This is a genomic window from Labrenzia sp. OB1 (assembly GCF_001624695.1).
Taxonomy (GTDB): domain Bacteria; phylum Pseudomonadota; class Alphaproteobacteria; order Rhizobiales; family Stappiaceae; genus Roseibium.
On record NZ_JSEP01000002.1, the window covers coordinates 256,778 to 270,514 of the forward strand.

Genomic DNA, 13,737 nt, shown 5'->3' on the forward strand with positions numbered 1-13,737 from the left:
GCGGCAATGCGGGCTCCTCCTTCTTTGCGAAATGTCACGAATTGGAGACAGGAATGTCGTCTGACACTTTCCGTATGAACGCCTATACGCAGGGACCGCTCGCCGCCACCCTTGCCAGAACCGCCCTGCCGATCATCCTCGTCATGAGCATGAACGGACTGCTGACGGTGGCGGATGCCGTATTTCTCGGCATCTTCGTCGGGCCCGACGCCCTCAGCGCCGTCACGCTCATGTTTCCGGCCTATATGCTGCTGGTCGCGCTGGCGACGCTTGTGTCCAGCGGCATGTCGAGCGTGCTCGCCCGGCATCTGGGCGGTGGGCGAACCGAGGACGCGCAGGCAGTCTTTGCAGGGGCTCACTGGCTGGCGCTTTGCCTTGCCGCCCTGGTCATTGTGCTTTGTCTGACCCTGGGCCGCGAGGTAACGCTCGCGGCGGCGGAGGGATCGGTTCGCATCACGAGCATGGCCTATACGTATCTGTCGATCACCGTCTGGTTCTCGCCGCTGCTGTTTCTGCTCTCCATCAACTCGGATGCCCTGCGCAACGAAGGCCGGGTGTCACTGATGGCTGGTCTCAGCCTGTTGGTTTCGGTGGTGAACATAGGTTTCAATTTCGTGCTCGTCGGTGTCCTCGACTTTGGTGTCGCCGGAACCGCTTACGGCACCGCACTGGCGCAATTGCTGGCCTTTACCCTGCTGCTCGGCATCCGTCTACGCGGTCAGACGGTTCTGAGGCCCGATGCGCTGATCAGGGTCCGGCCATTCGTGCATTGGCCCTCCATTCTGGCCCTGGGCGCTCCCCAAAGCCTGAACTTCATCGGGATCGCGCTCGGTTCCGCTGCAACTTTCACAATGCTGCAGCACATCGGAGCTCCCGGATACGAAACCACCGTGGCGGCCTTCGGGATCGTAACGCGCATCATGACGTTCACGTATCTGCCGTTCATGGGGTTCACCCAGGCGCTTCAGGCAATGATCGGCAACAACTACGGTGCCGGGCTCCAGCAACGGTCCGACGATACGCTACGTCTCGGCATCGCCGCCGCACTCCTCTATTGTGTGAGTGTGCAGACGGTGCTGTCGCTTTTCGCAGGTCCGATCGGGTCCGTGTTCGTGGAAGACCCGGCTGTCGCCGGCGAGGTCGCCCGCATTCTGCCGACAATAGTCGCGCTTTATTTCGCGGCAGGGCCGCTGCTTGTGGTCGCGATGTATTTTCAGGCTGTTGGCGATGCCGCGCGCGCGGCACTGCTGAGTCTTGCCAAGCCCTATCTGTTCTTTCTGCCGCTCGTTTTCATCTTGCCGCTCGCCGCGGGAGAAACCGGTATCTGGCTTGCCAGTCCCCTGGGCGAAGCGATGCAGGTCCTGCTGACGCTGACAGTGCTGAGCGCCAGGGCGCGTAATAGTCCGGCGCGGTGGAGGCAGTGGAGATTGTTCCGGGCGGCCTCAAGGGAATAAACAATGCCTGACGGCGGGTGCGGGCCGATCGGCGCGGCCCGCCTCGGGTACGGATGCTACTATGCTGCCTCAGGCCTTAGGCTTGTATTTGCCGCTTTCGGGATCCAGGATCAGCTTCGTTCCCCGGCCATTGGGATCGGCCTTGGCCGCTGCCCTGGAAATGTGGTTCTCCACTTCGGCCATCTTGCGCTTGAGCCGCTGCACGATCCAGTAGCCCCCCACGGCCAACGCCGCCACGCCTATCAGTTCAGTCATGATTGTACCCCTCTAGAACGTTCCACGGATACGGGACAAGGTCCGGTTACAGGCCGTAGCGCATCCACAACGCCCTGTTCTCGATTGCCGAGATCATATCCTCACCGAGCCCTTCCGTCAGCTTCCGTCCGGACAGATCCAGGCCAAGCCCGGCCTTGCGGCCGAAAAGGCCACGCGGCGCCGAAAACAGCCTGGGCTCGGTTTTGTCACCGTAGCGTTCCTTCAACACGCTTCTGACATCTCCAATCGCATCCACAAGGCCAAGCTGAACGGCTGTCCGCCCGGTCCAGAACTTTCCGCTGAACAGGTCCGGATCGTCATTCAGGACATCGCCACGGCGCGACTTGACGAGGTCGACAAAGGTCTCGTGGATTTCCTGCTGCAGACCTTTCAGATATTCGATGTCTTCCGGTACTTCCGGCTGGAACGGATCGAGAATGACTTTCTTCTCGCCCTCGGTGTAGACGCGGCGCTGGACGCCGATCTTGTCGATCAGTTCGGTGAAGCCGAACCCGGCGGCCACCACCCCGATTGAGCCGACAATCGATGAGGGATCGACAAATATTTCGTCGCCGGCCAGAGAAATCAGATATCCGCCACTGGCTGCAACGTCCTCGACGAAGACCAGGACGTCTTTTTCCTTCTCCGTCGCCAAATCGCGAATCCGCTTGAAGATCAGGCGCGACTGCACGGGGGACCCGCCCGGCGAATTGATTATCAGCGCAACGGCCGGAGCCTTTTTCACCGAAAACGCCTTCTCCAAAGGCTGTGCCACGCTCGAAAGACAAAGGCCGGAGCGCAGGGGCCCGGATGTGGTGATCGTGCCCTGGAGACGGACCACGGGAATCACCGTCTTTTCGTCACGCAAAGGTTTGGGGAGAAAACTGCGTATGGTTGAAAACACTCGGAAACAGCCTCGCTTGATCAACCCGCGTTCGTGAGGGGCCACGAGTGCGGAACAGTCGATCGATTTCAGTCTTTCAGATCACGGACCCACACATGAGGGCGAAAGAGCGTGGAACCCGGGCCTGGCGCATCATATCTGCGTTTGTCCGGATGGAGCCCGGAGCATACGTTCCATTCGATATATGTATTGCGATGTGACTTGCAAAGACTCCCGGGCCGTTAAAAGCGTGTGAGCTCCAACCCAGGTGCGGACAATCGACCCGGTCAGCTACCGAGTGCGCATCTGTTTTTCGGCTTGCCGCACAACTGGAGAGCTGCTGATGGAACAGAGAACTTTTTGAAATGCCCGTACAATCGGCACGAGGCCGAACGTGAATACAGCAAGTGGAAACATATAGCCGGTATCAGTTCGGCGCGGATTTGCGCCTGACGCCGAAACCGGACGCATTCCGTCTCTCGTTCACGACGCCCTTTTCGGCCAGCTCGGGCGAACGAAGAGGTTTCTGGTTGAATTCCTGCCCGTTAGAGAACTGCCAGATCAGTTTCACACCCGCGAATTCAGGCGATCGCCAGACGATCTGCCCCGTCACCGGCAAGTCCAGGCCCGGAATTTGAAGCTGTATGTCCTTGGGAAGTTTTTCAAGCCTTCGACTTGCCAGGCGGCAGCCGGACTGGCTGGCATCGATGATTTCACATCTGACACCATCCTGCGAACCCCGGCCGCTGACCAGCGCCGGAATAGAGACCTTGCGCCTGCGTTCGCGACGCTTTTCAACAATTGCGCTGTTTGAAAATTCGAAAGACACCAGGATTTCGGAATCCAGGATTTCCCTGACCCTGCCCTTGATCATCTGATCGAAACCGGCAAGGCGCAATCCGATGGTCTTTCCGACTTCCTTGTGAGCGTTTGTGAGAACGCGGCAGCCCCTGCTGTTGAAGCCGGAAGCAGACGTCTCCTCGCAAGCCAGGGTGTCGAAGTCCAGGACCAGTATATGCAGAACCGCTCGTTCCGGAATGTTGATGTCGGGCCCCGTCAAATTTCCCTCTTCGAATAGTTTTCTCAATCCAATCGGCTTCACAGTCAAAAACCGAGAAGCGCAGGATCATAAAAAGGCATGTTACTTTTAACAATAAATAAATCTACGAATGGAAATCTCGGGCATCTGCATGAATCTCAACACTTCAAAGTGTATTTTTTCCTTCTTTTGAATGGTTTAAACACCACTAGTGCAAACCGAAGAATAAATGCAAAATTTTAGGTTTTTAGTTGTAAAAATTATTTTCTACGCGCTTTGGTTAGTAACCAACGCTTCCTTGATTGACACGAAATCCCGCCAAGACAGCCGCTTTTCAAGCGGACTACGGAGAAGATAGGCTGGATGGTATGTTGCGATGGCGGCAATTTCCCTGCCATTTCCGGGATAGGTCATCCAGCGGCCACGCATTTTGCGGATACCGTCCTGAGCTCCCAAAAGCGTTTTCGCTGAGGCTGCACCGAGGAACACAAGCACATCGGGATTGACCAGTTCGATCTGCCTTTTGATAAAAGGTTTGCAGATCTCGGTTTCCTGCGGCGTCGGGGTCCGGTTGCCCGGTGGACGCCAGGGAACGACGTTGGCTATATAAACGGAAGCCCGCGCGATCCCGATAGCCGCCAGCATCCGGTCCAGCAACTGGCCCGACCGGCCGACAAATGGCTTGCCCTGCAGATCCTCGTCCCGGCCCGGCGCTTCGCCCACGAACATCAGTTTGGCCTGCGGGTCACCGTCGGCAAAAACCAGCTTCTTCGCCGTCAGTTTCAGATTGCAGCCGTCAAACGACTCAAGGCATCGGCGCAAATCTTCCAGCGTGGCGGCCGATCCAGCCAGATCGCGCGCGGCTGCAATGATCTCCCTGTCCGGCAGCACGGCTGGCTGGCCTGTTCCGGGGTTCTGGCCGGTCTGCGGAGCCGCGAAGGCAGGCGACACCGGCGGGGCGGCGGGCGCCATCTGCGACGGGACACCGGCCGGGTGTTGAAGGTTGGCGGCCGGGGCGCTTTCCGCCAGTCCGGTGTGTGGCGGCGGCGGTGGCCTCCGGGTTTGCAGGCGCTGCGCAGCATGTTCACTCGTCAGGTTGAACCAGTCGACCGGCCGCTCGCCCAAAAAGCAATCCACCCCCGAGGCACAATAAAAGTCCAGCAGAGCTTCCATCTGGCGTCGTTCGTGCGGGGATTGCTGCATATGTGCTGTCTCCGGCGGCGGAGTTTAGGATAGAGACTTCTGGTACTTTTGTTTTCAGGCGTCAATACAGCGTTGCGAAGTCACGTCAAAGCCTTCGCTTCACATCCGGGAGCCCCTGAAGGAATTCCCTTGCCTTATCTGTGCGGCGCTGACGCCTGAAAACACAGCTTCATCACTGTGTACCCTATCCGGTTGACCACCGAGAACAAGAACCTCGACCGGGGGTGACGTCCGGAAAGCCGGTTTTCCAGATGCTGTGCACATGTCATTCTGCGACACGTTTTTAGATTTTACGTTTACGTAAGCGTTAACTAAACCCTTGACGGTTCAGACCAGCTTTGGTCTATCTGGGCGTCATTTGTGAGAGGAAAATTTGGCCGAATTCGCATACGGTCATGAAAAATGTCGTGTTTTGCGCTGCAAAATAAGGCAAACAGGACCATAGAAGCTTGGCCCCTTCGGGCAGAGGGAGACAAAAATGAGCGAACAGGAAGCGCTTGGCGAACGCGAAAGCATGGATGTGGATGTCGTCATCGTGGGCGCCGGCCCCGCAGGACTGGCCGCAGCCATCCGGTTGAAGCAGATTGCCATTGAAAAAGGTGAAGAGCTCAGCGTCGTGGTCCTGGAAAAAGGATCGGAAGTCGGTGCGCATATCCTGTCCGGCGCCGTCATCGACCCAATTGCCCTCGACCAGTTGCTGCCGCAATGGCGCGAAGAAGAGACGCCGATCAAGACGGCGGTGACCGCGGATCATTTTCTGATCCTTGGTCCGGCCGGGTCGCTGCGGCTGCCCAACCTTTTCATGCCGAAACTGATGAACAACCACGGCAACTACATTGTCTCGCTCGGAAATGTCTGCCGCTGGCTCGCCGAAAAGGCGGAAGCGCTCGGGGTTGAAATCTATCCCGGTTTCGCGGCCGCCGAACTGCTTTATGACGATGAGGGCCGCGTTACTGGCGTCGCCACCGGCGACATGGGGGTCGGCCGCGACGGCAAGCCCAACGCCATGTTCACCCGGGGTATGGAACTGCGCGGTAAGTACACGCTGATCGGAGAAGGCGCCCGCGGCTCCCTGGCCAAGGTGCTCATTGACAAATACGGGCTCGACAGCGAAAGCGACGTGCCCAAATTCGGGATCGGTATCAAGGAACTCTGGCAGATCGATCCGGAAAAGCACAAACTTGGCCTGGTGCAGCATTCCTTCGGCTGGCCGCTGGATGGCAAGACCGGCGGAGGCTCCTTTCTCTATCACCTCGAGGACAATCAGGTGGCCGTCGGTTTCGTCGTCCATCTCAATTACGAGAACCCCTGGCTTTCGCCGTTCGATGAGTTCCAGCGCTTCAAGACGCATCCGGCGATCCGTGACACTTTCGAGGGTGGCAAACGCATTTCCTATGGTGCGCGCGCGATCACCGAAGGGGGCTACCAATCCGTGCCGAAGCTGTCTTTCCCCGGCGGTCTGATCATGGGGTGTTCGGCAGGTCTTGTGAATGTCCCGCGCATCAAGGGGTCTCACAACGCCATGTTGTCCGGCATGCTTGCCGCCGAAGAGGTGATGGCGGCCATCGGACGCGGAGAGGCTCATACGGAGCTCAGCAACTTCGACACGGCGTGGCGCGAGAGCCCGATCGGCGCGGACCTGAAGAGAGTGCGCAATGCCAAGCCGCTATGGTCAAGATACGGGACCTTGCTCGGCGTCGCTCTCGGCGGCCTCGACATGTGGACCAACGAACTCTTCGGCTTTTCCTTCTTCGGCACCCTGAAGCACGGAAAACAGGATCGCGACACACTGAAGTCCGCGACGGATTGCAAGAAGATCGATTATCCGAAGCCGGATGGTGTGCTTTCCTTCGACAAGCTTTCCTCCGTCTTTCTGTCCAATACCAATCACGAAGAGGACCAGCCCATCCACCTGAAGGTGGAGGATCCCGTGCTGCAGAAGACATCGGAGCACGATGTCTTTGCCGGGCCCTCAAACCGCTACTGCCCGGCCGGTGTGTATGAATGGGTGGAAGAAGGCGCGGATGCGCCAAGGTTTCAGATAAACGCGCAGAATTGCGTGCACTGCAAGACCTGCGACATCAAGGATCCGAACGGCAATATCACCTGGACCGTTCCGGAAGGTTCCGGCGGGCCCAACTACCCGAACATGTAGGTGCCGCCCACTGAAACTCAGGGGGCCGGATCTACGTGCAGCGATGCTGCATCTGTCCGGAGAGACGTGCTGAGGGTTTGAAAACAGTCTGAGCCACGGATTTCCGTGGCTTTTCTTTTTCCGAAGCAAAAAACAAGCGGCACCGGGAAGGAAACCTTCCCGGTGCCGAAGTCTTGTGGCCGATGGGTCGATTCAGGCTGGCTTTTGTGGGGGGCCAACCTGTTGCGGTTATCATTCGCACACGGCGAGGTATGCAGATGCGCCGCGCATCTGCATACCGTTGTGCGAACTCCGCGCCACAAGGTGTTTGCCTGAATTGAACGCCAGGCAATTATGTTTTTGGGGTCAGGATCTAAACAGAGCCGACGTGCACAATATTTTCCCAGACTGGATCTGGATTATCTTGGGGTTCGTATTTGTTAAATCAAATTAACCAAACCCTTACTGAGGCTGGAGATACCCTGACGTAATGGTAAGGTCAACCAAATAATAAACCTGATAAAATTAAACTATGACTCCACAAAGGTGTTTTATACCAAGTGGTCAAAATCTGATCATGCCCGGATAAATTGCACTTGTCAAAACCTGAGAAAATGACACCAGTTAAGTAATAAGAAGAAAATCCGTCAGAGCCTCATCAGGCGGTTCCCTGCTCATTTTTCTCATATTTTTCTGTATTTTAATCCCTTGGAAGCGCCTTTTTCATGTCATAAATTTTTTCTATGCCACAATAAATTAAGAGTATAAACTATCCAATTCTTTGAAACCAAAGCATTTCTAGGGTTGCTGCCAGCAGGACCAAATCGCGTGCGGCGCTTCGAAATCTGAAGCACATCGCAATTATCCTTACAAGTAATTGATCTTAATAGGTTTTTGACTTTTCCACACATGCATGTAAGTCAAAACAATTGTGATTGCGCATTCATGTTAGTTAATTTAGGTTTACTTCCAACGGGGCGGATCCGGTTGAACGTCAAGAAAACCTTTGGTGTTTTCAGCAACGACCCGAAAGAATATGAGGTCTGACTGTGGCTATGCGGTCAGAGGCCTTGTGGGCAGAAAGTATACGGATCCATATTTGAACCTCGGCGGGTTCGGAGACGGGTATTCCCGGCTTTCAAATACACACTCAGACCGGTTGTGCGCCTGTCTGGGTCCCATCGACCACAAGGATTAGCATCGGGAAGGCCACTTCCCGGTGCTTTTTTTTGCCCTGCTTTCCTGAGTTCCTTCAGATGGTGAGGGCGAATTCTCAAGTTCCAGGCAGTTCCGGCCCACATTCCGGCAATCCCATCCAACAAAAAAGCCTTCCGCACCCGGTTCGGTGCGGAAGGCCTTCAAGTTTTCAACTCAACACGCTTGCGGATCTCGAATCACTTCAGATTGGAGACCCGCCGCTTTTGAGCATCTGGCTTTAAACTGACTTCAGGAGATAGCCGAAGGCATTTGCAAAGCAAACGCTGCCTCGGGCCTCTTCCTGAAAGCATGAACCGCTGGAATCAAAAACGCTTTAAGCCGCGCTCTTGCGACCGCTTGTGCGCCTGCGATTCGGACGCCGCGCTTGCTGCGCGCGGTTGTCGTTGTCGTTGGGCGAGCCACTGCGTTTGCCGAAGGATTTCTTGCCACCCGGCTTGCCGCCGCGGTTGCCGCCACCGCCACGCTTCAGCTTGACAGCCGCCGACAACGGCGGGACTTCACCGCTTGCAACCGCGATGTCGATGCCGATCAGCTTTTCGATCTGACGGAACAGGCCGATTTCTTCCGGTGCGCAGAGAGCGACCGCTTCACCTTCAGCACCCGCACGTGCCGTCCGGCCAATCCGGTGGACATAGGCTTCGGCGACTTCCGGCAATTCGAAATTGTAAACATGGCTGACGCCGGGAATATCGATGCCACGGGCAGCCACGTCGGTTGCCACAAGCACGTTGATCTTGCCTTCGCGCAGTTCACGGATCGCCCGCTCGCGCTGATTCTGGCTCTTGTTTCCGTGAATCGAGCCTGCGGCGATACCGCTTTGCGCAAGTTTGCGCATCAGCCGCTCCGCACCGTGCTTGGTGCGGCAGAAGACCAGCGACATGCCGTCCGGCTTGGACTTCAACTGGTCAACCAGGAAGTCTCCCTTGGAATTCTGGTCCATGAAATGAACAGACTGTGTGACCTTGTCCGCCGTCTTGCCGACCGGCGAGACTTCCACCCGCTCGGGATTGCGCAGATAGGACTGAGCCAGTTCGTTGATCTGCTTGGGCATGGTCGCCGAAAAGAGCATCGTCTGACGGTCTTTCGCGACCAGACCGGAGATGCGGCGCAACGCATGGATGAAGCCGAGGTCCAGCATCTGGTCCGCTTCGTCCAGAACGAGAAAGGAGGCAGACGCAAGGTCGACCGCCTGACGGTCGACAAGATCGAGAAGCCGGCCCGGCGTGGCGACTAGGATATCCGTCCCCTTGGAAAGACGCTTGACCTGTCCGTTGATCGAGACGCCGCCAACAACCGCGGTGACGCGCAGCGGGGTGTTCCGCAAGAAGGAAATCAGGTTTTTGGCGATCTGGTTCACCAGTTCGCGAGTCGGCGCCAGGATAAGTGCACGAGCGCCCTTCGGACGGGCTCTCTGGTTGTCAGCAAGAAGGCTGTCGATAAGAGGCAGCCCGAAGGCTGCCGTTTTGCCTGTTCCGGTCTGGGCCAGACCCATGAGGTCACGGCCTTCCAGGATCAACGGGATCGCTTTTTGCTGGATCGGTGTCGGTGCGTCGTAGCCGTTGTCAGCAATAGCGCTCAGGAGGCCGTCGGACAGTCCCAGGCTTTGAAAGTCGGTCAATATAAATTCCTTGGTTCGGGCGTGACAAACACACCCGGATAACCGCAGGAACGCATCCTTGCGGTTCGTTTTTGGAGCGCGGCAGCCGAATCGTTTCGATGAACGGGCTCTTCGCCGCCAGACCCTCGCGTGACATGGGAACTGGTTGGACCCCTCATTGGGCCCTTGTCTGCAACCGACAAGCGGCTGCCCTTGGAACACTAAGGTTCGAAAAAAGGGGCGCGCTGTCTGCTCACGCGGCAGCGGTTACGTGCTGCTATATCGACTTAGCCAACTGAAAAGTCAAGCGGAGATACCGCATTGCATCATAGAGCCTGATACCGTTTCCTCGCAATTACGGTTTCAGGCGGATCAGCCGTCCGTCGTCACTGTCGGTCAAAACATAGACGAAACCGTCCGGTCCCTGGCGCACGTCGCGGATGCGCTCGCCGAGATCCGTCAGAAGCTTTTCCTGCGAAACGACCGTGTCTCCTTCAAGCTGCAGTCTTGCCAGATGCTGGCCGCGCAGAGCCCCCACCAGCAGATTCCCCTGCCAGTCCGGATATGTGCTGCCGCTCACGAAAACCATTCCGGAAGGAGCGATCGACGGGTCCCAGTAATGGATCGGCTGCTCCATGCCGGGAGCGGAAGTCCCCTCACCGATCCTGGCGCCGGAATAGTGCCGTCCGTAGGAAATCACCGGCCAGCCGTAGTTCTTGCCCGCTTCAGGTATATTGATTTCGTCGCCGCCGCGTGCGCCGTGCTCGACGACCCAAAGGTCATTCGTTGCGGGGTTGATCGCCGCGCTTTGCGGATTGCGGTGACCATAGGACCAGATCTCCGCTTTGTGGTCCGGAAGGCCGATAAAGGGGTTGCCGGGAGCCGGTTCGCCATTCGGTGTCAGGCGTAGCACCGATCCGGCGTGATCGAAGGGATCCTGCGCACGTTCACCATCGCCGCGCTCGCCCACCGTCATGAACAGCAAGCCGTCCGGAGCGAAAACCAGGCGCGAGCCGAAATGTCTGCCACCGCCCGCCGTGTTGTTGCCGGTGAAGATCGTTCTGCCATCCGCAAGCCGGTAACCAGCCTCATCGGGAACAAGTCTCGCCCTGAACAGCGATGTCCCCGCCCCTTCTGGCGATCCTTGCGAGAAGCTCAGAAAGACCGTGTCGTCCGTCTGGAAATCGGGACTGAGGACGACATCAAGCAGTCCGCCCTGCCCCCGCGCGATGACGTCCGGCGTGCCCGGAACGATGCTCTGCCGGCCTTCCGCGGAGACGAACTTGAGCACCCCGTCCCGTTCGGTCACCAGGTAACCGCGCTGTGGCAGAAAGGCGACGCTCCAGGGATGGGAAAGACCGTCGGTCACCGTTTCCAGATCGACGGCGGATTGTGCCGCCGCCGCAGACATTGCCGAGGAGCCCGCCGCGAAAAGGCCCGCAACCAGCGTGAAAATGGACATCTTCCTCAGGATCATTTCAAGCCCTTCCCGACTCCAGTGCAATTCCCTTCCCTTCAGATAGGAGCACTGGACAGGAATTACAGTCGGAAGGCCCTCAAAAACCCGAGAGGATCTCGCATTACTTCAACGAGTGGGTCTGCGCCTCGACGCTCGCCAGAGCCGACATGTTGACCACGCCGCGCGACGTTACCGACGGGGTCAGGACATGCGCCGGCTTGGCCGTTCCCAGCAGGATCGGGCCGACATGAAGGGCCTGGGTCGCCACCTTGAGCAGGTTGTGGGCGATGTTGGCCGCATCAAGGTTGGGGAACAGCAGAAGATTGGCTTCCCCGGCAAGCTTGCTGTTGGGCATCACCCGCTCACGCAGCGCTTCGCTCAGAGCGGAATCGCCGTGCATTTCGCCGTCCACTTCAAGATCCGGATAGCGTTCCCAGATCAATTCCGTTGCCGCGCGCATCTTGCGCGAGGACGCCGTATCCCGCGAGCCGAAATTCGAAAAGGACAGGAGCGCGATCTTCGGCTCGATCCCGAAGCGGCGGATTTCTTCCGCCGCCAGCACAGCCATTTCTGAAATCTCGTCTGCGGTCGGATCCTCGGTGACGAATGTGTCGGACAGGAAAAGCGCGCCGCGGCTGTTGATCAGAAGGGACATGGCGGACAGGTCGCGCGCGGTGTCGCACACGCCGATAATCTGCTTGATGTCACGCAGATGGCGGCTGAACCGGCCCTCCAGCCCGCAAATGACCGCGTCGACCTCCCCGCGTCTGACGGCAAGCGCGGAAATCACGGTTGTGTTGGTTCGTACGACGGTTCGCGCCGAGTCGGGCGGCATGCCGTTGCGGCCGACGCACTCAAGATACTCATCCACGTAGTCGCGATATCGCGGGTCGTCCTGCGGGTTGATGAACTCGAAGTCGACGTCCGGGCGGATCTTCAGGCCGAAACGCTCGCAGCGTGTCTTGAGAACATCCGGCCGGCCGACGAGAATCGGTATGGCGATCTTGTCCTCGATCATAACCTGCGCCGCGCGAAGAACGCGCTCGTCCTCGCCTTCGGCGTAGATAATCCGCTGCGGATCCGTGGCGGCATTCTGGATGATCGGCTTCATGATCAGGCCGGAGCGGAACACGAAACGGTTCAGCACATCCATATAGGCAGCGAAATCCTCGATCGGCCGGGTGGCGACGCCGGAGTCCATCGCTGCCTTCGCCACAGCCGGTGCCACGCGGAGGATGAGGCGCTGGTCGAACGGCGAAGGGATCAGGTAATTCGGACCGAAGGTTTCGGTCTTGCCGCCATAGGCCCGGGCGGCCACGTCGGACGGTTCCTCGCGGGCAAGCCCGGCGATGGCCTCCACCGCCGCGCGCTTCATTTCCTCGTTGATCGTCGTCGCGCCGACATCCAGCGCGCCGCGGAAAATATAGGGGAAGCACAGGACGTTGTTGACCTGGTTGGGATAGTCGGAGCGGCCGGTGCAAATCACCACGTCGTCGCGCACGGATTTGGCCAGTTCGGGCATGATCTCCGGATTGGGGTTGGCCAACGCCAGAATCAGCGGACCTTTGCCCATCTTTTCGACCATATGGGGCTTGAGTACGCCGCCGGCCGACAACCCGAGAAACACATCGGCACCGTCGATCACGTCGTCGAGTGTACGTTTGTCGGTTTTCTGGGCGAAAGCGGACTTCCACTCATCCATGAGCGCTTCGCGGCCTTCATAGACGACACCTTCAATATCGGTGACCCAGATGTTTTCCCGCCGGGCTCCGAGCGAGACAAGCATGTTCAGGCAGGCCAGGGCCGCGGCGCCGGCGCCCGAGGCGACGATCCTGGCATCCTCGATCTTCTTGCCGGCCAGTTCGAGAGCGTTGCGGACAGCGGCACCGACAATGATCGCCGTGCCGTGCTGGTCGTCGTGGAAGACCGGGATATTCATTTTCTCCCGCAGCCGGGCCTCGATCATGAAGCATTCCGGCGCCTTGATGTCCTCCAGGTTGATACCGCCGAAGGTCGGCTCGAGGACGGACACCGCATCGACGAACTTGTCGACATCGTTCTCGGCCACCTCGATGTCGAAGACGTCAATCCCGGCGAATTTCTTGAAGAGGACGGCCTTGCCTTCCATCACCGGTTTGGAGGCGAGCGGTCCTATATTGCCGAGACCGAGAACGGCCGTACCGTTCGAGATCACCGCGACCAGATTGGCACGCGAAGTATAGTGGGCCGCCTTTGAAGGATCGTCGGCGATTGCAAGACATGGGGCGGCTACGCCCGGAGAATAGGCGAGCGCCAGGTCGCGCTGGTTGCCGAGAGGCTTGGTCGCCTGGATCTCCAGTTTACCGGGTCGAGGATGCTCATGATAAAACAGGGCGGCATCAGTCAGATCGCTATCGGTGTTATTGCCTTCGCTCATGACGGTCTCTGCCCTCTTCCCTTTAATCACTGTGCTGTCGCACCCTGCCTTCACACGAACACAGGATGCGCTGTTTTTT

Annotated in this window: 9 protein-coding genes; 2 read left to right on the top strand and 7 right to left on the bottom strand. The window is 58.1% G+C overall.

What is annotated here, in order from left to right; genetic code table 11:
* The first annotated feature begins 53 nt into the window (after positions 1–53).
* Positions 54–1,454: an MATE family efflux transporter gene (locus OA90_RS03460; protein ID WP_068407188.1), complete on the top strand. Its 1,401-nt coding sequence runs from the start codon at positions 54–56 to the stop codon at positions 1,452–1,454.
* 69 nt (positions 1,455–1,523) lie between these two features.
* Here OA90_RS03460 and OA90_RS03465 read toward each other — a convergent pair whose 3' ends face one another.
* The 4 genes from OA90_RS03465 to OA90_RS03480 all read right to left on the bottom strand — a co-directional run bounded on the left by OA90_RS03465 (position 1,524) and on the right by OA90_RS03480 (position 4,834).
* On the bottom strand, positions 1,524–1,709 hold the full coding sequence (locus tag OA90_RS03465; protein WP_068407192.1) for a hypothetical protein: 186 nt from the start codon (positions 1,707–1,709) through the stop codon (positions 1,524–1,526).
* Between the two features lie 46 nt (positions 1,710–1,755).
* Positions 1,756–2,613 (bottom strand): S49 family peptidase, encoded by an 858-nt coding sequence (locus OA90_RS03470; protein WP_068407195.1) that lies wholly within the window; start codon positions 2,611–2,613, stop codon positions 1,756–1,758.
* Positions 2,614–3,019: 406 nt separating this feature from the next.
* Positions 3,020–3,652, bottom strand: a complete 633-nt coding sequence (locus tag OA90_RS03475; protein WP_068407198.1) for a PilZ domain-containing protein — start codon at positions 3,650–3,652, stop codon at positions 3,020–3,022.
* Between the two features lie 246 nt (positions 3,653–3,898).
* Entirely contained in the window at positions 3,899–4,834 is a 936-nt protein-coding gene (locus OA90_RS03480; protein ID WP_068407201.1) for a uracil-DNA glycosylase, read from the bottom strand.
* A 478-nt stretch (positions 4,835–5,312) separates the two neighbouring features.
* Here OA90_RS03480 and OA90_RS03485 point away from each other — a divergent pair, with 478 nt between their 5' ends.
* Positions 5,313–6,989: an electron transfer flavoprotein-ubiquinone oxidoreductase gene (locus OA90_RS03485; RefSeq protein WP_068407203.1), complete on the top strand. Its 1,677-nt coding sequence runs from the start codon at positions 5,313–5,315 to the stop codon at positions 6,987–6,989.
* 1,510 nt (positions 6,990–8,499) lie between these two features.
* On the opposite strand, the gene OA90_RS03490 is transcribed toward OA90_RS03485, so the two are convergent.
* The 3 genes from OA90_RS03490 to OA90_RS03500 form a co-directional block, all read right to left on the bottom strand.
* Positions 8,500–9,804 carry a DEAD/DEAH box helicase gene (locus OA90_RS03490; RefSeq protein ID WP_068407206.1) on the bottom strand — a complete coding sequence of 435 codons (1,305 nt, stop codon included), beginning with the start codon at positions 9,802–9,804 and terminating at the stop codon, positions 8,500–8,502.
* A 334-nt stretch (positions 9,805–10,138) separates the two neighbouring features.
* Positions 10,139–11,260, bottom strand: coding sequence for a PQQ-dependent sugar dehydrogenase (locus OA90_RS03495; protein ID WP_068407209.1), 1,122 nt, complete (start codon positions 11,258–11,260; stop codon positions 10,139–10,141).
* A 103-nt stretch (positions 11,261–11,363) separates the two neighbouring features.
* On the bottom strand, positions 11,364–13,658 hold the full coding sequence (locus OA90_RS03500) for an NADP-dependent malic enzyme (RefSeq protein ID WP_068407212.1): 2,295 nt from the start codon (positions 13,656–13,658) through the stop codon (positions 11,364–11,366).
* Between the last annotated feature and the right edge of the window lie 79 nt (positions 13,659–13,737).